Source organism: Arenimonas sp., assembly GCF_041913985.1.
In the GTDB taxonomy this organism is placed as follows: Bacteria; Pseudomonadota; Gammaproteobacteria; order Xanthomonadales; family Xanthomonadaceae; genus Arenimonas.
The window spans coordinates 87,929-113,007 of the sequence record NZ_JAYSEG010000003.1 but is presented as its reverse complement, the minus strand read 5'-3'; the positions used below and the strand labels follow the sequence as shown (position 1 = coordinate 113,007).

21 protein-coding genes are annotated in these 25,079 nt (G+C 72.3%); 11 read left to right on the top strand and 10 right to left on the bottom strand.

The window, feature by feature from the left end; translation table 11 throughout:
• The first annotated feature begins 15 nt into the window (after positions 1–15).
• A complete protein-coding gene (locus ACE3Q2_RS01975) occupies positions 16–1,596 on the top strand; it encodes a serine hydrolase (RefSeq protein ID WP_374472347.1) in 1,581 nt (526 codons plus the stop codon).
• 7 nt (positions 1,597–1,603) lie between these two features.
• Here ACE3Q2_RS01975 and ACE3Q2_RS01970 read toward each other — a convergent pair whose 3' ends face one another.
• Positions 1,604–2,611, bottom strand: a complete 1,008-nt coding sequence (locus ACE3Q2_RS01970; protein WP_231696241.1) for a LysR family transcriptional regulator — start codon at positions 2,609–2,611, stop codon at positions 1,604–1,606.
• A gap of 250 nt (positions 2,612–2,861) precedes the next feature.
• On the opposite strand from ACE3Q2_RS01970, the gene ACE3Q2_RS01965 reads away from it, so the two are divergent.
• The 4 genes from ACE3Q2_RS01965 (at position 2,862) to ACE3Q2_RS01950 (ending at position 8,696) form a co-directional block, all read left to right on the top strand.
• A complete protein-coding gene (locus tag ACE3Q2_RS01965; protein ID WP_231696240.1) occupies positions 2,862–3,533 on the top strand; it encodes a hypothetical protein in 672 nt (223 codons plus the stop codon).
• 34 nt (positions 3,534–3,567) lie between these two features.
• The gene (locus tag ACE3Q2_RS01960) at positions 3,568–4,743 is read left to right on the top strand and encodes an efflux RND transporter periplasmic adaptor subunit (RefSeq protein ID WP_231696239.1); all 1,176 of its coding nucleotides are present in this window, start codon (positions 3,568–3,570) and stop codon (positions 4,741–4,743) included.
• 47 nt (positions 4,744–4,790) lie between these two features.
• Positions 4,791–7,967, top strand: a complete 3,177-nt coding sequence (locus ACE3Q2_RS01955; RefSeq protein ID WP_374472344.1) for an efflux RND transporter permease subunit — start codon at positions 4,791–4,793, stop codon at positions 7,965–7,967.
• Between the two features lie 66 nt (positions 7,968–8,033).
• Positions 8,034–8,696 carry a phosphoribosyltransferase gene (locus ACE3Q2_RS01950; protein ID WP_374472342.1) on the top strand — a complete coding sequence of 221 codons (663 nt, stop codon included), beginning with the start codon at positions 8,034–8,036 and terminating at the stop codon, positions 8,694–8,696.
• 4 nt (positions 8,697–8,700) lie between these two features.
• Here the strand turns inward: ACE3Q2_RS01950 and ACE3Q2_RS01945 are convergent, their stop codons facing one another.
• From ACE3Q2_RS01945 to ACE3Q2_RS01915, 7 genes are all read right to left on the bottom strand, one after another.
• Positions 8,701–8,946: a hypothetical protein gene (locus ACE3Q2_RS01945; RefSeq protein ID WP_231696236.1), complete on the bottom strand. Its 246-nt coding sequence runs from the start codon at positions 8,944–8,946 to the stop codon at positions 8,701–8,703.
• A 114-nt stretch (positions 8,947–9,060) separates the two neighbouring features.
• Entirely contained in the window at positions 9,061–10,341 is a 1,281-nt protein-coding gene (locus ACE3Q2_RS01940) for a tol-pal system YbgF family protein (RefSeq protein ID WP_374472339.1), read from the bottom strand.
• 81 nt (positions 10,342–10,422) lie between these two features.
• The gene (locus tag ACE3Q2_RS01935) at positions 10,423–11,874 is read right to left on the bottom strand and encodes an NAD(P)-binding domain-containing protein (protein WP_374472337.1); all 1,452 of its coding nucleotides are present in this window, start codon (positions 11,872–11,874) and stop codon (positions 10,423–10,425) included.
• Complete coding sequence (locus ACE3Q2_RS01930; protein ID WP_231696233.1) at positions 11,874–12,422, bottom strand: arsinothricin resistance N-acetyltransferase ArsN1 family A; 549 nt, start codon at positions 12,420–12,422, stop codon at positions 11,874–11,876. Before ACE3Q2_RS01930 ends, ACE3Q2_RS01935 begins: the two co-directional genes overlap by 1 nt.
• Positions 12,423–12,457: 35 nt before the next feature.
• Entirely contained in the window at positions 12,458–12,997 is a 540-nt protein-coding gene (locus ACE3Q2_RS01925; RefSeq protein WP_374472334.1) for a MarR family winged helix-turn-helix transcriptional regulator, read from the bottom strand.
• A 91-nt stretch (positions 12,998–13,088) separates the two neighbouring features.
• Positions 13,089–13,790 carry a DUF481 domain-containing protein gene (locus ACE3Q2_RS01920; RefSeq protein ID WP_231696231.1) on the bottom strand — a complete coding sequence of 234 codons (702 nt, stop codon included), beginning with the start codon at positions 13,788–13,790 and terminating at the stop codon, positions 13,089–13,091.
• 75 nt (positions 13,791–13,865) lie between these two features.
• Positions 13,866–14,618, bottom strand: a complete 753-nt coding sequence (locus tag ACE3Q2_RS01915) for a sterol desaturase family protein (protein ID WP_374472332.1) — start codon at positions 14,616–14,618, stop codon at positions 13,866–13,868.
• A gap of 129 nt (positions 14,619–14,747) precedes the next feature.
• Between ACE3Q2_RS01915 and ACE3Q2_RS01910 the strand changes: the two genes are divergently transcribed.
• Positions 14,748–15,143 (top strand): hypothetical protein, encoded by a 396-nt coding sequence (locus tag ACE3Q2_RS01910; RefSeq protein ID WP_231696229.1) that lies wholly within the window; start codon positions 14,748–14,750, stop codon positions 15,141–15,143.
• Between the two features lie 9 nt (positions 15,144–15,152).
• Here the strand turns inward: ACE3Q2_RS01910 and ACE3Q2_RS01905 are convergent, their stop codons facing one another.
• Positions 15,153–17,729, bottom strand: a complete 2,577-nt coding sequence (locus tag ACE3Q2_RS01905; RefSeq protein WP_374472330.1) for a diguanylate cyclase domain-containing protein — start codon at positions 17,727–17,729, stop codon at positions 15,153–15,155.
• A gap of 133 nt (positions 17,730–17,862) precedes the next feature.
• On the opposite strand from ACE3Q2_RS01905, the gene ACE3Q2_RS01900 reads away from it, so the two are divergent.
• From ACE3Q2_RS01900 to ACE3Q2_RS01885, 4 genes are all read left to right on the top strand, one after another.
• Positions 17,863–18,456, top strand: coding sequence for a GNAT family N-acetyltransferase (locus ACE3Q2_RS01900; RefSeq protein WP_374472328.1), 594 nt, complete (start codon positions 17,863–17,865; stop codon positions 18,454–18,456).
• Between the two features lie 39 nt (positions 18,457–18,495).
• A complete protein-coding gene (gene mfd, locus ACE3Q2_RS01895; RefSeq protein ID WP_374472326.1) occupies positions 18,496–21,960 on the top strand; it encodes a transcription-repair coupling factor in 3,465 nt (1,154 codons plus the stop codon).
• Positions 21,961–22,025: 65 nt separating this feature from the next.
• Positions 22,026–22,544, top strand: coding sequence for a histidine phosphatase family protein (locus ACE3Q2_RS01890; protein ID WP_374472324.1), 519 nt, complete (start codon positions 22,026–22,028; stop codon positions 22,542–22,544).
• An 11-nt stretch (positions 22,545–22,555) separates the two neighbouring features.
• Complete coding sequence (locus tag ACE3Q2_RS01885; RefSeq protein ID WP_231696224.1) at positions 22,556–23,419, top strand: pirin family protein; 864 nt, start codon at positions 22,556–22,558, stop codon at positions 23,417–23,419.
• Between the two features lie 7 nt (positions 23,420–23,426).
• Here ACE3Q2_RS01885 and ACE3Q2_RS01880 read toward each other — a convergent pair whose 3' ends face one another.
• Positions 23,427–24,275, bottom strand: a complete 849-nt coding sequence (locus ACE3Q2_RS01880) for a pirin family protein (protein ID WP_231696223.1) — start codon at positions 24,273–24,275, stop codon at positions 23,427–23,429.
• Positions 24,276–24,457: 182 nt separating this feature from the next.
• Here ACE3Q2_RS01880 and ACE3Q2_RS01875 point away from each other — a divergent pair, with 182 nt between their 5' ends.
• The gene (locus ACE3Q2_RS01875; protein ID WP_374472320.1) at positions 24,458–25,060 is read left to right on the top strand and encodes a GNAT family N-acetyltransferase; all 603 of its coding nucleotides are present in this window, start codon (positions 24,458–24,460) and stop codon (positions 25,058–25,060) included.
• The last annotated feature ends 19 nt before the right edge of the window (positions 25,061–25,079 follow it).

Here is a 25,079-nt window from a genome sequence, read left to right as displayed (position 1 = left end):
CCAAGGAGCCGCCCCTTGCGCACCCCCGTTCTCGCCCTGCCCCTGCTGCTGGCCGCACTGCCGGCCTTCGCCTCCGCCCCCGACCTGGCGCCGGTGGCGGAGGCCGCGCGCAAGACCTTCGAGGTGCCGGGCATCGCCGTCGCCATCGTCAAGGACGGCGAGCTGGTGTACGCCGAAGGCTTCGGCGTGCGCGAGCAAGGCAAGCCGGCGCCGGTGGACGCCGACACGCGCTTCGCCATCGCCTCGCAGACCAAGGCCTTCACCTCGGCGGCGCTGTCGATCCTGGCCGACGAGGGCAAGCTTTCGCTCGACGACCGCGTCATCGACCACCTGCCCTGGTTCCAGATGAGCGACCCGTACGTGACGCGGGAAATGCGCCTGCGCGACCTGCTCACCCACCGCAGCGGCCTGGCCCTGGGCGCCGGCGACCTGCTGTTCTGGCCCACCACGCAGTACTCCACCCGCGAGATCGTGCAGCGGCTGCGGCACGTGCCGCTGGCCACCAGCTTCCGCGCCGACTACGCCTACGACAACGTGCTCTACGCCGTGGCGCAGCTGGTGATCGAGGAGGTCTCGGGCCAGGCCTACAGCGATTTCCTGCGCGAGCGCATCTTCGCCCCCGTGGGCCTGCGCGACACCGTGGTCAACAGCGACTACCTGCCCGCCGGCGCCAACGCCGCCGTGGGCCACGCCCAGCCCGGCTTCAGCGGCCCGCTGGTGACGGTGCCGCCGATGACCTGGAGCAACAACCAGGGCGCCGGCGGCATCTACGCCAGCGTCAACGACCTGGCCAAGTGGATGCGCGTGCAGCTCGACGGCGGCGTGCTGGGCAAGGACGAGGCCGGCAAGGAGCGCCGCCTGTTCAGCGCCGAACGCCACCGCGCAATGTGGGAGCTGGTGACGCCCATCCGCATCCCCGCCGAACCCGCCGTGCCGGCCCTGGCGCCGGCGCTGCCGCAATTCGCCGGCTACGGCGAGGGCTGGTCGCTCAGCGAATACCGCGGCAGGAAGCTAGTGTGGCACACCGGCGGCTGGCCGGGCATGGTGTCGCGCGTCACCCTGGTGCCGCAGCTCGACCTCGGCATCGTGGTGCTCACCAACCAGGAAGTGGGCGCGGCCTTCAACGCCGTCACCATGGAAGCGCTGGACCACTACCTGCAGGCACCCGACACCGACTGGGTGGCGGCCTACGCCGCGGCCGTGGCTAAGGCCCGCTCGGGCGCCGACGAAAAGTGGACCGCGCACCAGGCCGCGCGCGACAAGCGCAGCAAACCCTCGCTGCCGCTGGCGGCTTACGCCGCGACCTACCGCGACCCGTGGTACGGCGACGTCACCGTGGCGCTGGAAGGCAAGGCGCTGGTGATGCGCTTCGCCAAGACCGCGGCGCTGGTGGGCACCCTCGAGCACTGGCAGCACGACACCTTCCTGGTGCGCTGGCACGACCGCGCGCTCAACGCCGACGCCTTCGCCAGCTTCGACCTGACGCCCGACGGCAAGGTGCGGGAGCTGCGCATGGAAGCCGCGTCCTCGCTCACCGACTTCAGCTTCGACTTCCACCACCTGCGGCTGGTGCCGCAGGCGGCAAAGGCGCCCTGACGAGGGCTCAGGCCGCGACGAAGCGCTCCGCGATCTCCGCCAGCCTGGCCGGCGCCGCTTCCGCCGGCCGCGCCTGCTCGGCCTGCAGCGGGCAGGTCTTGAGCATGTAGGACGCGTCGTAGCTCAGGCGTTCCACCAGGAAATCCACGAAGGCGCGCACCTTCGGCGACGGCACGCGGCCGCGGGTGAACACGGCGCTGAAGTCCACGGTCGGGCCGGCCCAGCCGGCCAGCACGCGCACGGCGCGGCCGCTTTCGACGAAAGGCTTGATGCTCACGTCGGCGGCCATCAGCAGGCCTTCGCCGCACAGCATGGCGCCCTGCAGCGGCGCCGGGTCGTTGGCCACCAGGATCGGGCTCACCGGGTAATCCGTCACGTCGCCGTCCACGCCCGCCTTCAGCGGCCAGTAGTAGCGGTTGCCATGGCGGTGCTTGGCGAAGGCCAGCACGCGGTGGTGCTGCAGGTCGTCCGGGTGCAGCGGTTCGCCGTGGCGGGCGATGTACTCGGGGCTGGCGTAAATCTGCGTGCGGAAGCTGTCGAGCCGGCGCGCCACCAGCGAAGAGTCCGGCAGGTTGCCGATGCGCAGGGCCACGTCGGTTTCGGTGGCGATCAGGTCGACGTTGTCGTTGGCCAGGTGCAGGTCGATGCGCACCTCGGGGTGGCGCTGGTGGAATTCGCCCAGCAGCGGCGAGATCCACAGGATGCCGATCGAATACGGCGCCGAAACGCGCAGCCAGCCGCGCGGGCCGCCCTGCAGCTGGCCGACCGCGCTCTCGGCCTCCTCCAGCTCGCGGGCGATGCGCACGCTGTGGTCGTGGTAGACCGCGCCGGCTTCGGTGAGCCCCAGCTTGCGCGTGGTGCGGTTGAGCAGCTGCGCGCCCAGGCGCTCCTCCAGCTCCTGCACCTTGCGGCTGACCGTGGTCTTGGGCAGGCCCAGCGTGCGGGCGGCGGCGGTGAAACTGCCCTGCTCCACCACCTTGGCGAAGATCAGGGTGTCGTTGAGGTCTCGGGACACGGGACAGCTCCTTGGGGGGGGCGTGAAGGGCGATTGGCCCGTTGGCGGGACAATTATTCCCTGAATTGCCGGCTTATCAAGTGCCGGTCGTCGGCCTAGATTGGCGCTCCCCGCCCGGGCTTCCCTGTTACATACCCTCCCCCGTAGGGAAGCCCGGGTTTCTTCACACCAGGACGCCACCATGGGCATTGTCCCGATTTATCCAGATAATGGGCTAGTCCGTCCCACAGGCGGGACAATCCGGAAGCCGGTGCTCGTCCTCGACGCCGCCGGCGAAGCCGCGGGCGCGGTGGTGACGGCCCTGCTGGCCAGCGGCCATCCGGTCATCGCCGCCTCGGCCGACGGCGCCTCGCCCCGGCTCGCCGCCGCCGGCGGACCCGAACTGGTGCGGCTGGCCGGCGACACCCGCACGGAAACCGCCGGCGCCGCCCTGGCCAATGCGGTGCGCCTGCTGCGGCGCCCGCCGGGCGCGGTGGTGGCGATGTTCGGCGGCGCGCTGCGCAGCGGCCGCCTGCTCGACCACCCGGACGGGCGGCTGCGCGACCTGCTCGACGAGGACCTGTTCCCGCACGTGGTCGCCGCCCGCCACCTGCTGCCGCTGCTGGCCGAATCCGGCGCCCCCGCGCACTACATCGTCGTCGGCGGCCCGGCCGCCGAGACGCCGTGGTCGGGCTATGGCCAGGTCTCGGTGGCGGCCGCGGCGCTGCGCATGTTCAGCCGCGCGCTGCGCGGCGAAACCCTGCAGACGGCCGTGCGCGTGCAGCAGCTTTCGGTCTGCGCGCCGTTGCGCACGCGCGAACACGGCGAGCACGCCTGCCCCGACTGGCCGGAGCCGGCCGAGCTGGGCCACCAGGTGGTGAGCCTGCTGGCGGCGCCCGGCTACGAAGCGGTGGTGCGCTTCGACCGCCGCCGGCCCGCCTGAACCCCTTTTCTTTCCCCTTCCCCCGAGGTCTCCCATGAACCGCCATCCCCTCGCCCGCGTGGCCCGCGCCGCCACCTTCGCCCTCACCCTGGCCGTGCTGGCCGCCTGCGGCAGCGAAGCCCAGGAACACGGCAGCCTCGCACCGGCGCAGGTGTCGGTGGCGCCGGTCGTTTCCCGTCCGCTCGCGCACTGGGACGAATTCACCGGCCGCATCGCCGCGGTGGAAACCGTGGAACTGCGCCCGCGCGTGTCCGGCTACATCGAAAGCGTGAACTTCCGCGAAGGCCAGGAAGTGAAGAAGGGCGACGTGCTGTTCGTGCTCGACGCCCGCAGCTACCGCGCCGAACTCGACCGCGCCCAGGCCGAGCTCAGCCGCGCCCGCAGCGAGGCCGCACTGGCCGGCAGCGAACTGGCGCGCGCCCGCAAGCTGGCGGCGGAAAAGCTCATTTCGGCGGAACTGCTCGAACAGCGCCGCGCCGCCACCGCCCAGGCCGAATCCGGCGTGCGCGCCGCCGAGGCGCGGGTGGCCGCCGCCCGGCTCGACCTGGAGTTCACCCAGGTGCGCGCGCCCATCGACGGCCTGGCCGGCCGCGCCCTGGTGACCACCGGCAACCTGGCCTCGCCCGACGCCACCGTGCTCACCACCGTGGTTTCGCTCGACCCGGTGCACGTGTACTTCGAGGGCGACGAGCAAACCTACCTGCGCTACGCCGAAGCCGCGCGCGAAGCCGGCGGCCCCGGCGCCCGCGCCGCGCGCAACCCGGTGCGCGTGGGCCTGGCCGGCGAGGAGGGCTACCCGCACGAAGGCGTGCTCGACTTCCTCGACAACCACGTTGACCCGCGCACCGGCACCATCCGCGCCCGCGCCGTGCTCGACAACGCCGACCGCCGCTTCACCCCGGGCCTGTTCGCCCGCGTGCAGCTGGTGGACACCCGCGAGCGCGACGCGCTGCTGGTGGACGACAAGGCCATCCTCACCGACCAGGACCGCCGCTACGTCTACATCGTCGGCGCCAACGGCACCGCCGAGCGCCGCGACGTGACCCTGGGCCGCCTGGTCGACGGCCAGCGCGTGGTCGAAACGGGCCTCGCCGCCGGCGACCAGGTGGTGGTGAGCGGCGTGCAGAAGATCTTCTTCCCGGGCATGCCGCTCGAGGCCAAGCCCTTCGAGGCCGCCACCGCCGCCGCCACCGTCGCGGGCTCGCGCTGAGCCGCCCATCCGCTTGACCGCGGCCCACGGGCCGCACGGAGCTTTCCATGGATTTTTCCCGCTTCTTCATCGACCGGCCGATCTTCGCGGCCGTGCTGTCGATCGTGATCTTCGCGGCGGGGCTGATCGCCCTGCCCATGCTGCCCGTCGGTGAATACCCCGAGGTCGTGCCGCCCTCGGTGGTGGTGCGCGCCGTCTACCCCGGCGCCAACCCCAAGGTGATCGCCGAAACGGTGGCCACGCCGCTCGAGGAGGCCATCAACGGCGTCGAGGACATGATGTACGTGAAGTCGGTGGCTGGTTCCGACGGCGTGCTGGCCATGACCGTCACCTTCCGCCCCGGCGTGGACGCCGACGACGCCGCCGTGCGCGTGCAGAACCGCGTCAGCCAGGCGCTGGCGCGCCTGCCCGAGGACGTGCGGCGCCAGGGCGTGACGACCCAGAAGCAGTCGCCGGTGTTCCTGATGGTGGTGCACCTGGTGTCCACCGACGGCCAGTACGACTCGCTCTACCTGCGCAACTACATGCGCCTGCACGTGAAGGACGAGCTGGCGCGCATCCCCGGCGTGGGCGACGCCCAGGCCTTCGGCGGCGGCGACTACGCCATGCGCCTGTGGCTGGACCCGGACAAGATCGCCGCCCGCGGCCTCACCGCCGGCGACGTGCTGCGCGCCGTGCGCGAGCAGAACCTGCAGGTCTCGGCCGGCCAGCTCGGCGCCGAGCCCATGCCCAATGGTTCGGATTTCCTGCTGCCCATCAACGCCAAGGGCCGCCTTTCGACGCCCGAGGAATTCGGCGACATCGTGCTCGAGGCCAGCGCCGACGGCGGCGTGGTGCGGCTGGCCGACGTGGCCCGCATCGAACTGGCGGCCGGCGACTACACCCTGCGCTCGCGCCTGAACGGCATGAACGCCTCGGCCATCGGCATCTTCCAGGCCCCGGGCGCGAACGCGCTGGAGATCCGCGACGCGGTGATGGCGAAGATGGACGAGATCCGCCCGCGCCTGCCGCCCGGCGTGGAGATCAAGTCGGTCTACGACACCACCGCCTTCGTGCGCGACTCCATCCAGTCCGTGGTGGCCACCCTGCTCGAGGCCACGCTGCTGGTGGTGCTGGTGGTGATCCTGTTCCTGCAGACCTGGCGCGCCTCGGTCATCCCGCTCATCGCGGTGCCGGTGTCGGTGGTGGGCACCTTCGCGGTGCTGTACGTGCTGGGCTTCTCGATCAACACTCTCACGCTGTTCGGGCTGGTGCTGGCCATCGGCATCGTGGTGGACGACGCCATCGTGGTGGTGGAGAACGTCGAGCGCAACATCGGCGAAGGCCTCACGCCGCTGGCGGCCGCGCACCAGGCCATGAAGGAAGTCTCGGGGCCGATCATCGCCATTGCCCTGGTGCTGTGCGCGGTATTCGTGCCCATGGCTTTCCTGGACGGCGTGACCGGCCAGTTCTACAAGCAGTTCGCGGTCACCATCGCCATCTCGACCGTGATCTCGGCGATCAACTCGCTCACGCTGTCTCCGGCGCTGGCGGCCAAGCTGCTCAAGCCTCACGGCGCCGCGCCCGACGCCGCCACGCGCCTGATCGACCGGATCTTCGGCCGCGTGTTCCGCCCCTTCAACCGCTTCTTCGGCCGCAGCGCGGCGGGCTACGAGCGCACGGTGTCGCGCACGCTGGGCCGGCGCGGCGCGGTGTTCGCGGTGTACGCGGCGCTGCTGGCGGCCACCCTGGCGGTGTTCTCGGCGGTGCCCGGCGGCTTCATCCCGGTGCAGGACAAGCTCTACCTGATCGCCGGCGTGAAGATGCCCGAGGGCGCTTCCATCGAGCGCACCGACCGCGCCCTGCGCAAGATCGCCGAGCAGGCCTTCCAGATCGAAGGCGTGGAAAGCGAGGTGGCCTTCCCCGGCCTGAACCCGCTGCAGTTCACCAACACCCCCAACAGCGGCGTGATCTTCTTCGGCCTCACGCCGTCGAAGGAGCGCGCGCTCAGCGCCGAACAGATCACCGCCGAGCTCAACCGGCGCATCGCCGGCATCGAGGAAGGCTTCGCCTTCGCGCTGATGCCGCCGCCGATCCAGGGGCTGGGCAACGGCTCGGGCTATTCGCTGTTCATCGAGGACCGCGCCAACCTCGGCTACGGCGCGCTGCAGCAGGCGGTGAACGCCTTCCAGGGCGCCGCCTCGCAGACGCCGGGCATGGGTTTCCCGATCAGCAGCTACCAGGCCAACGTGCCCCAGCTCGACGCCGAGGTCGACCGCGTGAAGGCCAAGGCCCAGGGCGTACCGCTCACCGAGCTGTTCGAAACCCTGCAAACCTACCTGGGCTCGGCCTACGTCAACGACTTCAACCTGTTCGGCCGCACCTGGCAGGTGATCGCCCAGGCCGACGCGCCCTTCCGCGACGAGGTGGAGGACATCGCCAACCTGCGCACCCGCAACGACCGCGGCGAGATGGTGCCGATCGGCAGCGTGGTGCAGATCCGCCGCACCTACGGCCCCGACCCGGTGATCCGCTTCAATGGCTACCCGGCCGCCGACATCCTCGGCGAGGCCGACCCGCGCATGCTGTCCTCGGCCGAAGCCATGGCCAAGGTGGAAGCGCTGGCCGCGCAGGCGCTGCCGCCGGGCATGGGCTTCGACTGGAGCGACCTGAGCTTCCAGCAGGCCACCCAGGGCAAGGCGGCGCTGGTGGTGTTCCCGCTGGCGGTGCTGCTGGCCTTCCTGGTGCTGGCGGCGCTGTACGAAAGCTGGACGCTGCCGCTGGCGGTGATCCTGATCGTGCCCATGACCCTGCTCTCCGCCCTGTTCGGCGTGTGGCTCAGCGGCGGCGACAACAACGTGTTCGTGCAGGTGGGGCTGGTGGTTCTGATGGGCCTGGCGTGCAAGAACGCCATCCTGATCGTCGAGTTCGCCCGCGAGCTGGAGATGCAGGGCCGCGGCATCATCGACGCGGCGCTGGAAGCCTGCCGGCTGCGCCTGCGCCCGATCATCATGACCTCGATCGCCTTCATCGCCGGCACCGTGCCGCTGGTGTTCGCCAGCGGCGCCGGCGCCGAGGTGCGCTCGGCCACGGGCATCACGGTGTTCGCGGGCATGCTGGGCGTGACGCTGTTCGGCCTGTTCCTGACGCCGGTGTTCTACGTGGCGCTGCGTTCGCTGGTGGCGCGGCGCGCGCCGGCCACCGTCGAAGCGGCTGATGCGAAGGCGGCGCACGCCCCGGCCTGAGGCGCGCGACAGCCCGCACCGGCGGGTGCATCATCGGGCCGTAGCCACGCGGCACGGAGCAAGCCGATGATGCACGCGCGATTCCTCGACCGACGCGACGCCGGCCAGGCCCTGGCCGCGTCGCTCGCCCGCCACCGCGGCTGGCAGGACCCGCTGGTGCTGGCCCTGCCCCGCGGCGGCGTGCCGGTGGCGGTGGAAATCGCCACGGCGCTGGGCGCCGAGCTCGACGTGCTGGGCGTGCGCAAGGTGGCCCACCCATCCCACCCCGAACTGGCGCTGGCGGCCATCGCCACCGGCGGCGCGGTGGCGCGCAACGGGGCGGTGATCGAGGCGATGGGCGTGGACGAAGCGGAACTTGAGGCGCTCGCCGCGCCCGAACGGCGCGAGCTGGCGCGGCGCGAACGCGCCTACCGCGGCGACAAGGCGCCGCCGCGCATCGCGGGGCGCACGGTGATCGTGGTGGACGACGGCGTGGCCACCGGGGCCACGATGTTCGCGGCGCTGGCCACGCTGCGGGCGCAATCGCCCGGGAAACTGGTGGTGGCCGTGCCGGTGGCCGCGGCGGACACGCTGGCGGTGCTCCAGCGGGCGGCGGACGAGGTGGCCTGCCTGCACGCCCCGGCCGATTTCATGGCCGTGGGCGCTTGGTACGAAGACTTCCCGCAGGTCACGGACGACGAGGTCCGGGCCTGCCTGCGGCGGGCGGCGCCAGGGGCACCGCCCGCCTGAGGGCTCAGCCGACGCGCACCAGGCGGTGGCCGGAGGCGGTGGCGTAGGAACGGTCCTGCGCGTAGCCGCTGCTGCGGCCGTAGCCGGTGCCGAAGTCACGGGCGCGGTAGCGGTCCGGGCGGCGGGCCGGGGCGGCCTCGGCGAGGACCACGACCGGCGCCGGGGTGGCGGGAACGGCCGCCCGGGCCACCGGCACGGACGCGACCGGGCGGGTCGGGAACAGGCGGTAGAAGGAATTCAGGGCTTTCATGGCCGGGGCCTCGTGAGTTGGTGTGCTGGTAATCTACAACACCTAACCAGAAGCACCATGGGCCGGAAGTCATGACCTGTAAATAATTGATCTTCGGTTCATTTTTCGCGCGGCTCAGCCGGCCCGGGCACCACCGCCGCTGGCCTGCACCCGCTCCAGGGCGGCCAGGAGGGTGCGCATCTCCCCCGCCAGGGCGTGGTCGGGGTGGCGCCCCAGCACGGCTTGCAGGCGCTGCCGCGCCGGCTCGTCCTGGCCCAGGCGCTCGCTCTGCAGCGTAGCCGCGGTGAGCACCACCTGCGGCAGTTCGGGGCTCTGCGGGAAGCGCTGCTCGAAGCCTTCGGCCAGCGCCACCGCCAGCTGCGACTGGCCCGTGCGCGCCGCCTGCGCCACCAGCCGCGCCACGTGCCCGGGCAACGCGGGTTCGAAGCCCGGCACGCGCTGGCGCGTGTCGGCCACCACGGCCAGCGCGCGCTTGTCCTTGCCGGTTTCGAGCAGGCTGCTGACGTATTCGCGGTCGTGCGCCGCGAGCGCCGGCAGGTCGCCGGCGGCGACCAGCAGTTCGCGGTAACGGTCGTGCACCGGGTCGGAGGCGCCGCGGCCGCGGAACAGACCGGCCAGCCGCTCGGCCGCCGCCGCGGGCTGGCCCTGCTGCGCCAGCACCTCGGCCTGCGCCATGGTCTCGTCTTCCATCGGGTTGGCGTAGGTCGTGCGCGCCACCGCCGGCGTGATGTCCAGGCCCAGTTCGCGGTGGTGCCGGTGCAGCAGGTCGCCGAGCAGGTGGTAGCTGGCCACCAGTGAATACAACGCCACGAAGCTGCCGGGCAGCACGCCCATGCCGTAGGGCAGCGCCACGTCGAACAGCGCCTGCACCAGCGCCGACAGGAAGCCCAGCGCGGTGAACACCAGCACGGCCGAGACATAGGCCCCGCCCAGCCGGCCGATCAGTTCGAGCCAGGCCAGCGGGTTGAGCGCGTTGGCATGGCTGTGGTTGATGGCCAGCAGCATGATGGCCGCCGGCATGAACAGCACCGCCAGCGCCAGCATCACCAGCGCCGGCACCGGCCCGAACCAGGCTGCCACAACCACGATGGGCAGGTACACCACCAGCATCAGCAGCAGCTGTTCGATGGCGTCGCCGTCGGTGGCCAGCACGTCCTCGCCCTGCAGCGGCGCGTATCGGCCGTGCGCCGTGTTGGTGAGCGCCTCCACCGCCAGCTTGAAGCCCATCACCCAGAACGCCACCTCGAACAGCAGGCCCAGGAGGCTTGGCAGGTTGGCCAGCAGCCGGAACAGCGACAGCGCCGCCATGATGGCCAGCATCTGGCCGCCGGCCGGATAGGCCAGCAGCGAAGGCAGGCGCGGCAGCAGCGGTTCGGGGCGACGCGGGTGGGTCATGGCTGATCCCGAAGTGAGGTCCGGCCACCGACGACACCACAAACCGCAGTGCCCTGCCAAGCATCGCCGCGGGGCGCTGCCTCAGGCGCAGCAGGCGGCCACCGCTTCGCGCACCGGGGCGGGAGTGCCACAGCCACAGCGGCTTCCCGCCTTCCTGGCCACCTCGTCGCGCACGCAGCAGGCGCCGTCGTCGGCCTTGGGCGGGCCGCCGCAGCAGCCCTCCTTCGCCGCCGCTTCAGCCGGCGCCGGCAGCGGGCCGCAGCACGAGGCGGCGGCGGGCGCCGCTTCGTCAGCGAACTGGGTGATGCACATACCGGTTTCCGGCAGCACCAGTTCGACGCGGCGCGCGGCCTCCCAGTCGCCGGCGATGGCGGCGGCCACCGAACGCACCTGCTCGTACCCGGTGGCCAGCAGGAAGGTGGGCGCGCGGCCGTAGCTCTTCATGCCCACCAGGTAGAGGTCGGGCTCGGGGTGGCTCAGTTCCACCGCGCCGTGCGGGCGCACGCTGCCGCAGCTGTGCTGGTTGGGGTCGATCAGCGGCGCCAGCGCGCGCGGCGCCTGCGTGCCGGGGTCGAGGTCGAGGCGGATCTCGGCGTAAGGGCGAAGGTCGGGACGGAAACCCGTGGTGGCCACGATTTCATCCACCGGCGGCAGCGCCACCTCGCCCATGCGCGCAACGATGCCTTCGGCCGTGCGCTCGAGGCCGTCGAGCAGGAATCCCGTCGCCACCACCAGCGCGCCCTGCTCCACCAGCCCGCCGATGAGCTTGCCAAGCCGCCCGCGCTCCTTGAGCTGGTCGTGGTCGCCACCGCCCAACACGCGCTGGATGGAACCGCGGCGCAGGCCCCAGACGATCTGCATGCCGGGCTCGGAGCGCGCCAGCGTGGCCAGGTCGGCCAGCACGTTGAAGGCCGAATGGCCGCTGCCCAGCACCAGCACGCGACGGCCGGCGTAACGCGCGCGGTCGGCGCCCAGCACGTCGGGAATGCCGTAGTGGATGTTGGCCGCGAGCGCGGCTTCGCCCAGGGCCGGCAGGCCGGAGGCGCCCAGCGGGTTGGGCGTGAGGTAGGTGCCAGAGGCGTCGACGACGGCGCGCGCCAGCACCTCGTGTTCGCCGCCGGCGTCTTCATAACGCACCACGAACGGCGACTGCGCGCGGCCGGCGTCCTTCATGCGGTCGCGCTGGTGCCGGCCGACCGCCGTGACACGCGCACCGAGGCGAAGGCGCGATGCGATCGCCGGCGTGGCGGCCAGCGGCTCGAGATAGGCCTGCGCCAGCTCGCCGCCGGTGGGGAACCCGGCCGGGTCGGGCAGGCGCCAGCCGGTGGGCGCCAGCAGGCGCACCGAGGCCGCGTCGACGTTGAATTCCCAGGGCGAAAACATGCGCACGTGCGACCAGCGCCGCAGGTTGGCGCCGACGCGCTCGCCGGCCTCCAGCACCAGCGGCTCCTCGCCGCGCTCGAGCAGGTGGGCGGCGGCGGCCAGGCCGACCGGGCCGGCGCCGATGACGATGACGGGCAATTGGTTCTTCATCACGCACTCCTTGCGGCCGGTGCGGCCGTCTGCAGGTTTTCGGGGACCACGCGTTCGACGATGACGACATCGCGCCAGCGACCGTCGAGGCGCGCATGTTTTTCGTAGGTACCCACCTCGCGGAAGCCGCAGCGGCGGCAGAGCGCCCGGCTGGCGGCGTTCTCGGGGAAGATGCGCGACACCAGCTTCCAGAACCCACGCTGGCGCGCGGCGTCCACCAGCGCCTGCAGCAAGGCCGTGCCGAGGCCGCGCCCGCGCGCATCCGGCGCCAGGTAGATCGAGAAGTCGCCGATGCCGGCGTAACACTCGCGCGGGCGGTAGACCGACAGGCCGGCCCAGCCGAGCACGCGGCCTTCGTCGTCCTCGGCTACCAGCAGCGGCCATTCGGCGGCTTCGGCGATGCGCGAGGCCGCCTCGTCGGGCGTACGCAGCCGCGTTTCGAACGTGGCCTGCCGGCCGAGGATGCCGTGGTTGTGGATGTCGGCGATCGCCGTGGCGTCTTCGGCGCGGGCGATGCGGATACGGTGGTGGGCGTGGCTGGCGTTCATTTGGTTGGTAGTTACAACTGTGTCGGCAAATTTTTTTAGCGGCAGCCCGGCGAGGCGCCATCGGACGGTTCGCAGGCCGCGGGCGCACAGCCGGAACCGGCGACGAAACGCGCCTCGGCGCTGCGCGCCAGGCGATGGATGAGTTCGATGCTGGCGCGACGCGTTTCCGGCGGAAGGTCGGCGATCAGCGCCTGCTGGCCTTCGACCAGGTCGTCGTTGATGCGGTGGTATAGGCGCCTGCCCGCGGCGGTGGCGCGCAGGCTGACCGCGCGGCGGTCTTCAATGTCCGGGGTGCGCTCGACATAGCCCTTGCGCACCAGCGCGTCCACCACCCGGGTGGTGGTGCTCTTGTCCAGGCGCAGGCCGGCGGACAGTTCCTGGCTGCGCTGGGCGCCCCGCTCCACCAGCACTTCCAGCGCATGGCACTGGGTCACGGAGATATCGTGGCAGCAGATCCGGTCGCGGTCCCGGAATTGGTAGAGCCGCACCAGCTCCGACAGCGCCACGTGCAGCGCCTGCGCGTCTTCGCGAAGGCGGCTGTCGTCGGGGCGGGGCTGGGCGGGCTTGCGGGCCATGGCGGTCCATTTAGTTGCGTGTGCCAACCATATTCCCGCGGCGGGCCGGCCGTCAACCCCCCCCTCCCTGCGACGGGAGGGGGAGCGCTGGCTACTTCGCCTTGGGGCTCCAGACGATGTTCACCGAGGTCAACGTGTCGGTACGGCGGGTGCCGTCGGGCACCTGCGAGTTGCGGCGGGCCTGGAAGGCCGCCTTCAGCGCCAGCGAACGGTTGATGCTCACCGCGACGCCGATGTCGTTCTGGGCGAAGGTGTTGTCGCCCGTGGCCTCGACCAGCAGCGTGTTGAAGAACTTGGTCGAATCGGTCAGCTGGTGCTGGTAGTCGGCGAAGCCGCGCAGCAGCGCGCTCGACTCGACCTCGCCGGTCTCGGCCAGGCGGGCGCGCCGGGCACCCGGGCCGCCTTCGAGCTGGAAGCTGCGGCCTTCCTCGCGCACCAGCCAGGCGCCGTAGTTCACCGCCATGGTGGCCTGGTAGTCGTAGGCGGCGAAATCGTCGTCCTCGTAGCGCGCGGCGGCGCCCAGGTAGGTGCGCTCGCCGAACTTGCGCGCGAGCTTGCCGGCGGTTTCGTAACGGTTGGCCGTGAGCTCGTCGGACTGCTCGGCGCGCAACGCGGCCAGGTGGTACTCGTGCGTCCACAGGGCGTCCTCGCCCTTGAGGCCGAGGCGGCCGTTGATGCTGGTGGTGTCGGAATTGCCCGAGGTGCTGACGGCGCCGAGCTCGGCGCTGGGCTGCCACCCGGCGAAGGCGGGCGAGGCGGCCAGCAGGGCCAGCCAAAGGAAACGTCGGTTCATGGGCGGTGCGCGCCTCTTGCTCGTTGGGGGAGCGGCTATTTAACCGTCCCCCGCATGAACCGACGCGGACCCCGGCTACCTCGGCAGCGACACGTCGCGCAGGCGCAGCATCTCGCCCACCCGCAGCGAGGCGCCGTCGTGGAAGCCGGCTTCCGGGGCGAAGTCGCGGGGATTGTTGAACGTGCCGAACAGCAGGTCGATCAGCGGCAGCTCGCAGTAGTTGTCGCGGTGCCGGCCGCGCGCGTGGTGCCATGAATGGCTTTCCGGCCGCTGCACCAGGTAGCCCAGCCAGCGCGGCGTGCGCACGTTGGCATGGGTGAACACCGCCATCACCGTCAGCAGCCACAGCGTGATGGCGGTGGCGGCGGGGCTCAGGCCCACCACCAGCACCAGCGCCAGGCTCGCCACCGCGGTGAATCCCAGCACGTCCAGCGGCGAGAACCAGAACGCGCCCCAGGTGTCGATGCGTTCGGCGCTGTGGTGCATCTGGTGGAAGGCGCGCCAGAGCCGCGGGCTGGCATGCATGCTGCGGTGCCAGGCATAGGCGAGCAGCTGGTAGACCAGCACGCCCACCGCCACGCCGACCCAGGTGGGCAGGTGGCTGAGGTTGAACAGCTGCCACTGCGCCAGCGTGGCGCCCCAGAGCAGCGGCAGGTAGGACGAGCCGAGGAAATACATCGCGAAGCTGGCGCCGGCGCGCAGCCGCCACCCGGGCGAGGCCGGCAGCGGGCGGGCCGGCGCGAGCGCCTCCCAGAGCATGAGCGCGGCGTAGGAGGCGAGGATGGCGAGCGAGACGGGGGACAGCAGCAGGTCGAGCGGCGTGGGCATGGCGGGGTTCGCTTCCGTGGGGGAAGCGCAGGCTAGCCAGCGCCCGCCGCGGCCTCCATGGCGATTTCGGAAGCAGTGCGGGCCGATCGGGACGCGCCTATCATCCGCCTACACCCCCGGAGAGAACGCATGAAGCCGAGCCTGCGCAAGATCACCGCCGTCCTGCCCGTCGCCGCCATCGAACCCTCGCTGCCCTTCTGGGAAGCGGTGGGCCTGACGCGCACCGTCGAAGTGCCGCACGGCGACGCGCTCGGCTTCGTCATCCTGGCCGGGCGCGACCTGGAAGTGATGCTGCAGACCCACGCGTCGATCGCCGACGACATGCCCGCGCTGGCCGACGCCGCGCGCAGGGGGCCCACCTTCCTCTTCATCGAAGTGGACGACATCGGCGCCATCGAACAGGCGCTGGCCGGCCGCGAACTGGCCTTCCCGCGCCGCACCACGTTCTACGGCGCCACCGAGGTGGGCTACCGCGAACCGGGCGGGCACTACGTGACCTTCGCGCAGTTCCCGCCGGGCGAATAAGCCGCCGGCTCAGCCCACGTCCACGGCGCGCCAGGTGCCGCGGCCCGCGGCCTTGGCGGCGTACAGCGCGTGGTCGGCCGCCGCCAGCAGCGGCTCCGGCGCCGCGCCCGCCGGGGCCATGGCGATGCCGATGCTGGCGCCCACCGGCAGCGGGCCGCCGGGCAGCACCACCGGCTCGCGCATGCGCTCGAGCAGCTTGGCGGCAATGGCCTCGGCCGCCGACTGGTCCACCGCGCCTTCAACCAGCACCGCGAACTCGTCGCCGCCCAGCCGCGCCACCAGGTCGCCGACCCGCACGCAACCGCGCAGCCGGCGCGCGAACTCGCGGATGACGGCGTCGCCAGCGGCGTGGCCGCGGCCGTCGTTGATGGACTTGAAGTGGTCGATGTCCAGGAACAGCAGCGCCAGCGGCGAGCCCTGCCGCTCCGAGCGCGCGCAGGCCGAGGCCAGGCGCTCGTCGAACTGGCGGCGGTTGGCCAGGTCGGTCATCGCGTCCACGCGCGCCAGGTGGTCGAGCTGGCGCTCGGCCATCTTCAGCGCGGTGATGTCGTAGGTGAAGGAGAACACGCCCACCACCCGGCCCCCGGCGTCGCGGTCGGGCACGTAGGTGGTGTGGAAGTCGTATTCCTTGCCGTTGATCACCGTGGCGCCCTCGACCTCGGTGGTCTCGCCGGCCAGGGCGCGGTCCAGGTAGGGCTTGAGGTGGGCGTAGAGCGCGTCGCCGCGCACTTCCCGCACCGTGCGGCCAACCAGCGTCTCGGGCTCCACGCCCATCACCTGGCGCGCGTAGGCGTTCATGAAGGAGAAGCGCTCGCCGGCGTCGATGTGGGCGATCAGGGCCGGAATGTTGTCGGTGATCGCGCGCAGGCGGTACTGGGTGGCGGCCAGCGCCTGCTCGGCGCGCACGCGCACGCTGACGTCGCGCGCGGCCACCATCACCTCGGGCTGGCCTTCGGCGCCGTCCACGCGGCGCAGCAGGCCCTCGAGCCAGATCGTCACGCCGCTGGCGTGGACCTGGCGGTAGAGCACCGTCTCGGCCTCGCCGCCGGCGGCAATGCGGGCGAACGCCGCCTGCAGCAGCGGCAGGTCGGCCTCGGGGATGCCGGCGAAGGGCGACGCGGCGAAGGCCTCGGGCGTGACGCCCAGCAGCTCCCGGCAGGAGGGCGAAACGTAGTGCACGGTGCCATCCACGCCGAAGCGCAGCACCAGGTCGCTGGCGTTGTCGGCCAGCATGCGGTAGCCGGTTTCGCTGGCGCGCAGCCTGGCCAGCAGTTCGCGCTGCTGGCGCTGGCCGCGGCGCTGGGCGAAGAAGGAGGCCGCCAGCACCACCAGCATGCCCACGCCGAGCGCGCCCAGGGCGTTCGAGAGCTGGTTGCTGCGCACCAGCGCCAGGTTGCGCTCGCGCTCGAGCGCCGATTCGGCCTGCAGCCGCTGCAGTTCGAATTCCTGCTCGGCGTAGCGCAGGCGCGCGGCGAAGTCGTCGTAGGCCTGGCCGCGGGTGGCCTGCTCGATGGCGGCGTCCAGCGCGAGGTAGCGTCCCACCAGCGGCGCCATCCGGCCGTCGTCGTGGCCGGCGGCCAGCATCACCTGGATCAGTTCGCGCAGCACCCGCAGCTCGTCCTGGTCCAGGCCCAGGCTGGCGAAGGCGTCCAGCGCGAGGCGCAGCTCGGCCTCGGCGCGGGCGAAATCGCGCGCGTCCTGCGCGGCCAGGCCCATCACCTCGTGGCCCAGGCCGCCGACCTGGCTGTTCCTGAGCTGTTCGGCCAGGGCCAGCACCCGCTGGCCGTTGCGGCGCTGGCCGGCCTGGTCGCCGCCGATGCGGGCCAGGCGCGCGGCCTCGAGGTAGAGCTCGGCCTCGAGCTTGGGGTCGCGCTCCTCGCGGGCCAGGTTCGAGGCCTCGCGCAGCGATTCCGCGGCGCCTCCCACCTCCCCTCGCTGCGCCTGGGCACGGGCCAGGTTGCGCAGCAGGCGCGCGCGCATGGCCCGCGCCGTGCCGGCCGGCAGGGCGGCCAGGCCGCGGTTGGCGTAGTCGGCCGAAAGCGCGCTCTTGCCCAGGGAAAAGCTCATGGACGAGTAAGCCAGCATCACGTCGGCGAACAGTTCGGGCTGCGGGTGCGCCGCCAGCACGCGCTGGGCCTCGGCCAGCTGGCGCTCGCCGCGGCCGTAGTCCTGTTCGGCGATGCGGCCGCGGGCCTCGGCGATCAGGCCGCGCACCTGCAGCAGCGGCGCGTCGGCGGCGAGGGCGGCCTGGCTGGCGGCGGCGCCGGCGTTGCGCTGGCATTCCCAGTCGGCCACCACGCGGCAGGCGTTGGCGCGGGCCAGCTGCAGCAGGGCGATGCGGCGTTCGTCGCCGCGCATCCGCGCCTCGTTGAGCGCCGGGCCGAGCTCCCTGAGCACGACGTCGGGCTCGCGCAGCGCGCGCAGCTCAAGCGGGTCGCGCTCCACCCCGGCTTCGTCGGCCGGCAGGGCGGCGGCGGGTGCGGCGGCCGGGGCCGCGGTGGCGGGGGTGGACGCGGGGAACCAGGCGCCGAGCACCAGCCCGGCGTAGACCACCGCATTGCGCCAAGCCTGGCCTTGCCGGTCCATCGCGGCCCCCCGTCCCGTCGCCCCGAGCGTAACAACCTCACCGATGCGTCACAATGCTCGCGGCCCGGCCCCATGAACGGAACGGCCACGGAATAGAGCACGCCTGCAATGCCTTGCTGGGATGCTTGCCACCATGACCCCCAGAGCCATCCGCCCCGCGCCCCGCCGCCCGTCCCGCCGCCCCGAGCGGACCGACGTGCTGCGCCTGCCGGATGGCCGCGAAATGTGGATCCGCCCGGTCAATCCGCTCGACGCGGGTCCCATCGACGGCGCCTTCCAGCTGCTCAACGAAGACGAGGTGCGGCGCCGCTACCTGCACCCGGTGAAGGCGCTGGCGCCGGACTACCTGCACGCGCTGGTGAACCCCGTGCCCGGCGAACACTTCGCCGTGGTGGCCGCCGAACCGCTGCCGCCCGGCGAGGCCCTGGTCGGCGCCGTGGCGCGGCTCGACCGCGACCCCGACAGCGACAGCGCCGAGTTCGCCATCCTGGTCTCGCACTTCCTGGCCGGCCAGGGCCTGGGCCTGGCCCTGATGCGGCGCCTGGTGGAATGGGCGCAGGCGAACGGCATCCGGCGCATCTGGGGCGACGTGCTCGACGACAACACCGCGATGATCGCGCTGGCGCAGGCGGTGGGCTTCCGGCGCGAACACATCCCGGGCGCCTTCGGCGAGGTGCGCGTCACCCTCGACCTGGACGAGCCGCCGTCCGCGCCCCGCCGGCGCTGAAAACCCCGTCACGCCGGCTGCGGTAAAATCCGCCGCCTCATGACCCGCCCCCTCCTTCCCAGCGCGCCCCGTCCCCGGGCGGGCCAGCAGCGCGCCCTCTGGCGCGCCCCTTCCAGCGCCAGCGCCTTCGCCCTGGCCCTCGCCGAAACCGCGCGCCGCCACGACGGCCTGGTGCTGGCCGTCACCCGCGACAGCCACGGCGCCCAGGCGCTGGAGCACGACCTGCGCGTGTTCGCCGGCCAGGGCGCCGAGGAACTGCCGGTGCTGCACTTCGCCGACTGGGAAACCCTGCCCTACGACCTGTTCAGCCCGCACCCCGACATCGTGTCGCAGCGCGTGGCGGCGCTGTACCGCCTTCCCACCACGCGCCGCGGCGTGCTGGTGGTGCCGGTGGCCTCGCTGATGCAGCGGCTGCCGCCGCCGAGCTGGATCGCGGGCAATACGCTCGACCTGCGCAAGGGCCAGAAGCTCGATCTCGACGCCGAAAAGCGCCGCCTCGAGGGCGCCGGCTACCGCAACGTGCCGCAGGTGCTCGACCCGGGCGATTTCGCCGTGCGCGGCGCCCTGCTCGACCTGTTCCCGATGGGCTCGGACCTGCCCTACCGCGTGGAGCTGTTCGACGACGAGATCGATTCGCTGCGCACCTTCGACCCCGAAACCCAGCGCTCCGACCACCCGGTGGACAGCGTGCGCCTGCTGCCGGCGCGCGAGTTCCCGCTCGACGCCGAGAGCGCGAAACGCGTGCGCGAACTGCTGCGCGAGCGCTTCGAGTTCGACCCGCGCCGCTGCCCGCTGTACCAGGACCTGAAGGAAGGCGGCGCGCCGGCCGGCATCGAGTACTACCTGCCGCTGTTCTTCGAGCACACCGCCAGCCTGTTCGACCACCTCGCCGGCGACACCCTGGTGGTGCTGGGCGACGGCGCCGCGGAATCGGCCGAGGCTTTCTGGGCCCAGACCAGCGACCGCTGGGAGCAGCGCCGCCACGACATCGAGCGGCCCATCCTGGCGCCGGCCGAGATCTACCTGCCGCCCGAAGAGCTGCGGGCGCGCCTGAACAAGGTGTCGCGCATCGAAGTCTGCGGGCCGAAGCACGCGCAGGCCGACAAGGCCATCGCGATGCCCGAGCAGCCGGCCCCCTCGCTGCCCTGGAGCCAGAAGGGCGGCGACCCGGGCAGCGCCCTGCTGGGTTTCCTGCGCGCCTACCCGGGCCGCACCCTGCTGGCCGCCGATTCCGCCGGCCGGCGCGAGGCGCTGCTGGAGCTGCTGGGCTCGGCCGGCCTGAAGCCCGCGGTGCTGCCGGGCTGGGACGCCTTCCTGGCCGGCGAGGAGCGTTTCGCCATCACGGTGGCGGGGCTGGAGGACGGCTTCGCGCTGTCCGAACCGGCCCTGGCCGTGCTCACCGAGCGCCAGCTCTTCCCCGAGCGCGCCGAGCAAAGCCGCCGCCGCAAGCGCGCCGTGCGCGACCCCGACGCGGTGCTGCGCGACCTGAGCGAGATCTCCATCGGCTCGCCCATCGTGCACGAGGACCACGGCGTCGGCCGCTACCAGGGCCTGGTCACGCTCGACAGCGGCGGCGTGCGCGGCGAATTCCTGCAGATCGAATACGCCAAGGGCGACAAGCTGTACGTGCCGGTGTCGCAGCTGCAGCTGGTGAGCCGCTATTCGGGCGCCTCCCCCGAGCACGCGCCGCTGCATTCGCTCGGCGGCGAGGCCTGGGAAAAGGCCAAGCGCAAGGCCGCCGAGAAAGTGCGCGACGTGGCCGCCGAGCTGCTCGAGATCCAGGCCCGCCGGCACGCCCGCAAGGGCCTGGCGCTGCCGCTGGACCGCGCCATGTACGAGCCGTTCGCGGCCACCTTCCCGTTCGAGGAAACGCCGGATCAATTGGCCGCCATCGACGCCGTCATCGCCGACCTCGGCCAGGCCCAGCCCATGGACCGCGTGGTCTGCGGCGACGTCGGCTTCGGCAAGACCGAAGTGGCGGTGCGCGCGGCCTTCGTCGCCGCCGTGGCCGGCAAGCAGGTGGCGGTGCTGGTGCCCACCACGCTGCTGGCCGAGCAGCACTACCGCAACTTCCGCGACCGCTTCGCCGACTGGCCGCTGCGGGTGGAGGTGCTGTCGCGCTTCAAATCGAAGAAGGAGATCGAGGCGGAGCTGGGCAAGCTGGCCGAGGGCAAACTCGACGTGATCGTGGGCACCCACCGCCTGCTGCAGCCGGACGTGAAGTTCGCCGACCTGGGCCTGGTGATCGTGGACGAGGAGCAGCGCTTCGGCGTGCGCCAGAAGGAGGCGCTGAAGAAGCTGCGCGCCAACGTGCACCTGCTGACGCTGACCGCCACGCCGATCCCGCGCACGCTCAACATGGCGATGAGCGGCCTGCGCGACCTGTCCATCATCGCCACCCCGCCGGCCAACCGGCTGGCGGTGCAGACCTTCGTCCACGCCTGGGACGAAGCGCTGCTGCGCGAGGCGTTCCAGCGCGAGCTGGCGCGCGGCGGCCAGGTGTACTTCCTGCACAACGACGTGGAGAGCATCGGCCGCATGCAGGAGACGCTGCAGGCGCTGGTGCCCGACGCGCGCATCGGCATCGCCCACGGGCAGATGCCGGAGCGCGAGCTGGAGCGGGTGATGCTGGACTTCCACAAGCAGCGCTTCAACGTGCTGCTGTCCACCACCATCATCGAGTCCGGCATCGACATCCCCAACGCCAACACCATCGTCATCCACCGCGCCGACAAGTTCGGCCTGGCCCAGCTGCACCAGCTGCGCGGGCGCGTCGGCCGCAGCCACCACCGCGCCTATGCCTACCTGCTGATCCCCGACCGCCGCAGCATCACCGAGGACGCGCGCAAGCGGCTGGACGCGATCAGCTCGATGGACGAACTGGGCGCCGGCTTCACCCTGGCCACCCACGACCTGGAGATCCGCGGCGCCGGCGAGCTGCTGGGCGAGGACCAGAGCGGCCAGATGGCCGAGATCGGCTTCAGCCTGTACACCGAGCTGCTCGAGCGCGCGGTGAAGTCGATCAAGTCCGGCAAGATCCCCGACTTCGACCCGGCCACCCGCCACGGCGCCGAAGTGGAGCTGCACATCCCGGCCCTGATCCCCGAGGACTACCTGCCCGACGTGCACGCGCGCCTGACGCTGTACAAGCGCATCGCCTCGGCCCGCGACGAGGACGTGCTGAAGGAGCTGCAGGTGGAGATGGTGGACCGCTTCGGCGTGCTGCCTGAGCCGGCCAGGCAGCTGTTCGCGGTGGCCGAGCTGAAGCTGGCCGCCACCCCGCTGGGCATCCGCAAGCTCGAGCTCGGCCCCACGGGCGGCCGCTGCACCTTCCTGCCGCAGCCCACCATCGACCCGATGTCGGTGATCCGCCTGATCCAGTCGCAGCCCAAGGTCTACGCCATGGACGGGCCGGACAAGCTTCGCCTGAAGATGGAGCTGCCCGACGCCGCCTCGCGGGTGCGAACGGCGCGCGGGCTGCTGGCCCTGCTCGCACGGGGCTGAACCACCGGCACGCGCGCTTCGCACCGGGGCCGCTATGCTGGGCGAAATCCACGCGGATCCCGCCCATGTCCCGCCTGCTGCCCGCCGCCCTGTTCATGCTCTCGCTTGTCGCCGCCCTGCCCGCCCACGCCCGCGATACCACCGTGGTCGTGGTGGTGCGCCACGCCGAGAAGGCCAGCGACGACCCACGCGATCCTTCGCTCACCGATGCCGGCCGCGCCCGCGCGCAGGCGCTGGCCGCCACGCTGTCCGGCGCCGGCCTCGACCTCGTGGTCAGCACGCAGTTCCGCCGCACCCGCGACACCGCGGCGCCGGCGGCGAAGGCCGCGGGCCTGGAGGTTCAGGTGCGCCCCGTGGACGCTTCGAACGCCGCCACCTACGCCGCCGACCTCGCCCGCGACCTGCGCGCACTGCCGGCCGGCAGCGCCGCACTGGTGGTGGGCCACAGCAACACCGTGCCCGGCATCGTCACCGCGCTCTCGGGCCAGCCCGCCACGGACATGCCGGAAACCGAATACGACCGTTACACCGTGGTGCTGCTCGACGCCGACGGCGCCGCCCGCGTCGTAACCAGCCGCTACTGAGGAGGCCCGCCATGCCGCAAACCTTTGCCCCGCGCGTCCACGACCTCGGCGGCGGCTTCACGGTCAAGCGCCTGCTGCCGCAGGCCGGCCGGCGCAGCGTCGGCCCCTTCGTGTTCTTCGACCACATCGGCCCGGCCGAACTCGATCCCGCGCACCCGATGGCGGTGCGCCCGCACCCGCACATCGGCCTGGCCACGGTGACCTACCTGTGGGAAGGCGCGATCATGCACCGCGACAGCCTGGGCTACGCGCAGGAAATCCTGCCCGGCGACGTGAACTGGATGACCGCCGGCCGCGGCATCGTGCATTCCGAGCGCACGCCGGAGCGCCTGCTCGGCAAGCCGCTGCGCATGCACGGCCTGCAGACCTGGGTGGCGCTGCCGAAGGAACACGAGGAAACCGCGCCCGACTTCGCCCACCACCCCGCCGCCACGCTGCCGGTGGTGGAACTGCCGGGCGTGCGCCTGCACGTGGTGGCCGGCGACGCCTTCGGCGAGCGCTCGCCGGTGAAGGTGCTGGCGCGCACGCTGTACGTGTCGGTGGAGCTCGCCGCCGGCGCGGCGCTGTCGATCCCGGCCGAACACGCGGAGCGTGCGCTTTATGCCGTCGAGGGCGAACTCACGCTCGACGGCGAACCGCTGCCGCTCGAACACCTGCTCGTACTCGAACCGGGCACCGAGCCGCTGCTGCGCGCCGCCTGCGACGCGCGCGTGATGCTGCTCGGCGGCGACCCGCTGGACGGCCCGCGCCACGTGTGGTGGAACTTCGTCTCCAGCTCGCGCGAGCGCATCGAGCAGGCCAAGGCCGACTGGCGCGAGGGCCGCATCGGCCAGGTGCCCGGCGAAACCGAATCGATCCCGCTGCCCGAGCGCTGAGCCGGGATCAGAACCGGCCGTTCTGGTAGTCGGCGAAAGCCTGGCGAAGTTCGGCCTCGGTGTTCATCACGAAGGGGCCGTAGCGCGCCACCGGTTCGCGCAGCGGGCGGCCGGCCACCAGGATCACCCGGGAGTCGGGCGAAGCCCCTTCCAGCACCACCCGTTCGCCCGGGCCCAGCACGGCCAGTTCGCGCGCCTGCACGGTGCGCGCCGCCTCGCCTTCGCCCAGCCGCACCGAGCCTTCGAACACGTAGGCGAAGGCGCTGTGCCCCGCGGTCACCGCCTGGTCGACGCGCGCGCCGGGCTGCAGCGCAAGATCGAGGTAGATCGGGTCGGTGGCCGGCTGCGCGATCGGACCGGTGGCGCCGCCCGCCTCGCCGGCGATCACCTTGGCGCGCGCACCGGGGCCGAGTTCCACTTCCGGGAAACGCTCGGGGCCGTATTCCTGGTAACGCGGCGCGGTCATCTTCTGCGCGGCCGGCAGGTTGATCCAGAGCTGGAAGCCGCGCATGCGGCCCTCTTCCTGCTCCGGCATCTCGGAATGCACGATGCCGCGACCGGCGGTCATCCACTGCACGCTGCCGGGTACCAGCACGCCCTCGTTGCCGTGGTTGTCCTTGTGGCGCATGCGGCCGTCGAGCATGTAGGTCACGGTCTCGAAGCCGCGGTGCGGGTGCGCCGGGAAGCCGGCCAGGTAGTCCTCGGGGCGGTCGGTGCCGAACTCGTCGAGCATCAGGAAGGGGTCGAGGTCGGGCAGCTGCGGCGTGCCGATGACGCGGGTCAGCTTCACGCCGGCGCCATCGGAGGCGGCCATGCCGCGCAGGGTGCGCAGGACGGGGCGGACGGTGGGGCTCATGGGGCGGCTCCGGTCGGATGGATAGCGGGAATGATGGGGGCGGCCCGGCCCCGCGATCAGGCCGGGAGCCCGCAACGCAGGGTTGCAGGGCGCTCCCGCGGGCGCAAGCGCGGCCGGTCCGGGGCCCGTCATGCGTTCTAACGGGTAACCCCTCCCCCCGATGTCCCATGGCCCTGCGCGACATGTCCCCAGCCCGCCGCAGCCGAACCGCGCCCGCCCCGACCCCGGCCGGGCCCGACCGGCTTCCCACGCTCGTTGCCCCGCGCCTGCAGCTGCGCTGGATCGAGCCGGCCGACCTGGAAGACCTGTACGCCGTGTTCTCCGACCCGGAAGTGATGCGCTTCTGGAGCCATGTGGCCTGGCCGCACCGCGACGAGGCCAGCATCTACCTGGAGGCCATCCACCGCGGCTTCGAGCAGGGCGACCTGTTCCAGTGGGGCATCGCCCTGCGCGGCGACGACCAGGTGGTGGGCACCGTCACGCTCTACGACATCGACCACGCCCAGGGCCGCGCCGAGCTGGGCTTCGCCCTGGCCCGCGACCATTGGGGCCGCCGCTACGCCCGCGAGGCGCTGACGGTGCTGCTCGACCACGCCTTCGGCCAGCTCGGCCTGCGCCGCATCGAGGCCGACGTGGACCCGCGCAACCAGGGCTCGCTCAACACGCTCGAAGCCCTGGGCTTCCGCCGCGAGGGTTACCTGCGCCAGCGCTGGCAGGTGGCCGGCGAACTGCAGGACAGCGTTCTGATGGGCCTGCTCGCCAGCGAGTGGCCTTCCGCGCGCTGAGCCGCGGTGGCGCGCCGGC

What these genes read in the sequence shown, in the direction of transcription:
- ACE3Q2_RS01960 (WP_231696239.1), top strand. Translation starts at nt 3,568, where the DNA reads ATGAACCGCCATCCCCTCGCCCGCGTGGCCCGCGCCGCCACCTTCGCC.
- ACE3Q2_RS01955 (WP_374472344.1), top strand. Translation starts at nt 4,791, where the DNA reads ATGGATTTTTCCCGCTTCTTCATCGACCGGCCGATCTTCGCGGCCGTG.
- ACE3Q2_RS01950 (WP_374472342.1), top strand. Translation starts at nt 8,034, where the DNA reads ATGATGCACGCGCGATTCCTCGACCGACGCGACGCCGGCCAGGCCCTG.
- ACE3Q2_RS01945 (WP_231696236.1), bottom strand. Translation starts at nt 8,946, where the DNA reads ATGAAAGCCCTGAATTCCTTCTACCGCCTGTTCCCGACCCGCCCGGTC.
- ACE3Q2_RS01940 (WP_374472339.1), bottom strand. Translation starts at nt 10,341, where the DNA reads ATGACCCACCCGCGTCGCCCCGAACCGCTGCTGCCGCGCCTGCCTTCG.
- ACE3Q2_RS01935 (WP_374472337.1), bottom strand. Translation starts at nt 11,874, where the DNA reads ATGAAGAACCAATTGCCCGTCATCGTCATCGGCGCCGGCCCGGTCGGC.
- ACE3Q2_RS01930 (WP_231696233.1), bottom strand. Translation starts at nt 12,422, where the DNA reads ATGAACGCCAGCCACGCCCACCACCGTATCCGCATCGCCCGCGCCGAA.
- ACE3Q2_RS01925 (WP_374472334.1), bottom strand. Translation starts at nt 12,997, where the DNA reads ATGGCCCGCAAGCCCGCCCAGCCCCGCCCCGACGACAGCCGCCTTCGC.
- ACE3Q2_RS01920 (WP_231696231.1), bottom strand. Translation starts at nt 13,790, where the DNA reads ATGAACCGACGTTTCCTTTGGCTGGCCCTGCTGGCCGCCTCGCCCGCC.
- ACE3Q2_RS01915 (WP_374472332.1), bottom strand. Translation starts at nt 14,618, where the DNA reads ATGCCCACGCCGCTCGACCTGCTGCTGTCCCCCGTCTCGCTCGCCATC.
- ACE3Q2_RS01910 (WP_231696229.1), top strand. Translation starts at nt 14,748, where the DNA reads ATGAAGCCGAGCCTGCGCAAGATCACCGCCGTCCTGCCCGTCGCCGCC.
- ACE3Q2_RS01905 (WP_374472330.1), bottom strand. Translation starts at nt 17,729, where the DNA reads ATGGACCGGCAAGGCCAGGCTTGGCGCAATGCGGTGGTCTACGCCGGG.
- ACE3Q2_RS01900 (WP_374472328.1), top strand. Translation starts at nt 17,863, where the DNA reads ATGACCCCCAGAGCCATCCGCCCCGCGCCCCGCCGCCCGTCCCGCCGC.
- mfd (WP_374472326.1), top strand. Translation starts at nt 18,496, where the DNA reads ATGACCCGCCCCCTCCTTCCCAGCGCGCCCCGTCCCCGGGCGGGCCAG.
- ACE3Q2_RS01890 (WP_374472324.1), top strand. Translation starts at nt 22,026, where the DNA reads ATGTCCCGCCTGCTGCCCGCCGCCCTGTTCATGCTCTCGCTTGTCGCC.
- ACE3Q2_RS01885 (WP_231696224.1), top strand. Translation starts at nt 22,556, where the DNA reads ATGCCGCAAACCTTTGCCCCGCGCGTCCACGACCTCGGCGGCGGCTTC.
- ACE3Q2_RS01880 (WP_231696223.1), bottom strand. Translation starts at nt 24,275, where the DNA reads ATGAGCCCCACCGTCCGCCCCGTCCTGCGCACCCTGCGCGGCATGGCC.
- ACE3Q2_RS01875 (WP_374472320.1), top strand. Translation starts at nt 24,458, where the DNA reads ATGTCCCCAGCCCGCCGCAGCCGAACCGCGCCCGCCCCGACCCCGGCC.